Below are 1,759 nucleotides of genomic sequence, written 5' to 3'. Positions count from 1 at the left end.
TTCCGGTGGTGATGATCACCGCGCTGGACCAGGTTTCCGACCGCGTCCGCGGGCTTGAGGCTGGCGCCGACGACTTCCTGACCAAGCCGGTCAACGACCTGCAGCTGATGACGCGCGTCAAGAGCCTTGTTCGGCTGAAGTCGCTGACCGACGAGTTGCGGCTGCGCGCCTCGACGACGCGCAATATCGGCATCGAGGAGTTGCTCAGCCGCAATTTCGCATCCGAGGACACGACGCCGAAAGTGCTTTTGATCGACGAGCGCAAAACATCCGTCGAGCGCATCCAGAAGATGCTGCGTGATCGGGCCGACCTCGACGTCACACATGATCCGCATGCCGGTTTCTTCCAGGCCGCCGAGACATCCTATGAATGCGTGATGATCTCGACCGCGTTCGCCGATTTCGATCCGCTGAGGCTCTGTTCGCAGTTGCGCTCGCTCGATCGCACCCGCTTCGTGCCGATTATCCTGCTGGCGGAGGAGGGCGAGGAGGAACGCATCATTCGCGGCCTGGAACTCGGCATCAACGACTATCTCATGCGGCCGATCGACCAGCAGGAACTGACGGCACGGCTGCGCACGCAGGTGCGCCGTAAGCGCTACAACGACCAGCTACGGGCCAGCGTCACCCAGACAATCGAAATGGCGGTGACCGACGGTCTGACCGGGCTGCACAATCGCCGCTATCTGGACAGCCATCTGCAGACGCTGTTCGATCGCGCCGTGGCACGGCGCCGGCCGCTGTCGGTGATGATCACCGACCTCGATCGCTTCAAGGCGATCAACGACGCGCACGGTCATGATGGCGGCGACGAGGTGCTGCGGGAATTCGCACGGCGGCTGCGCAAGAATGTCAGGGGTATCGACCTTGCCTGCCGCTTTGGCGGCGAGGAGTTCGTCGTGGTGATGCCGGATACCGAGGGCGCGGTGGCCGAGAAGGTGGCCGAGCGCATTCGCGCCGAAATCGCCCAGGCGGCTTTCGCCATTGGCCAGGACGGCAAGGCGATCGAAGTCACGGTCAGCGTCGGCGTGTCGTCGGTGCTGAAGGGCGTGGACACGGTGGCGGCGCTCATGAAGCGTGCCGATCTCGCGCTCTACGAAGCCAAAAGCGGCGGCCGCAATCGGGTCGTCGCCAAGGCGGCGTAGTGACCCAGCCCCGATTATCCAGTCAACCCGACAGGGTTACCCGTTTACCTTAATCCAAGCGATTCGCGAGCCTTGGTTAAGAAACTGTTGATTTTTATAAGCTCTTGCGCGACTGTGCAGGCCAAGACGAAGCCGGCACGAGGATAGACCGCCGGCTCCGGTCCCTGGGAATACCCCATGATGCTCAGGTCCGCCGCATCTCCTGGGTCCGTGGGGTCGGCCGGCCGGCGCTGGCACATAGTGGCCTCCTCGTACCGCTGCCAAACGCCGACCGGCCCCCTTCTTTCCAATGAACATCAGAGCTCCGTGCCAAAGCACGGAAGACTCTGGGTTTTTGCGCCTGAAAATCTGGATATCGTTAGGGGAAATTGCCCCGAGCGCTTGTTCCGCGGCAACCAACAGGGGAAACAATACCGTTCCCTTCCATTTCATACATATGGCGCACAAGGGGCTTGCGGCAAGACCCGGCTCCTCCCGTAAAACCGACCCGAACCAAGGTGCGGAAAACGGGAGTGATGACAATGGTTTCAGATCATGCGGTGGTGATCGCCGGGGGTGGTCCGGCGGGATTGATGCTGGCGGGCGAACTGGCGCTAGCAGGCGTCGACGTTGCC

2 protein-coding genes are annotated in these 1,759 nt (G+C 62.2%); both read left to right on the top strand.

What is annotated here, in order from left to right; translation table 11 throughout:
* On the top strand, nt 1-1,145 hold a 1,145-nt coding region (locus tag EN879_RS34660; RefSeq protein WP_127274651.1), incomplete at its 5' end, for a PleD family two-component system response regulator.
* Nucleotides 1,146-1,666: 521 nt separating this feature from the next.
* Nucleotides 1,667-1,759 (top strand): FAD-dependent monooxygenase (locus EN879_RS34650; RefSeq protein WP_164774787.1); only part of this gene is annotated, 93 nt, incomplete at its 3' end.

It is taken from the genome of Mesorhizobium sp. M7A.F.Ca.AU.002.02.1.1 (genome assembly GCF_003998535.1).
Taxonomy (GTDB): domain Bacteria; phylum Pseudomonadota; class Alphaproteobacteria; order Rhizobiales; family Rhizobiaceae; genus Mesorhizobium; species Mesorhizobium ciceri.
Note: the sequence above shows the minus strand (reverse complement) of the source record. Positions and strands in the feature narration are given on the sequence as shown.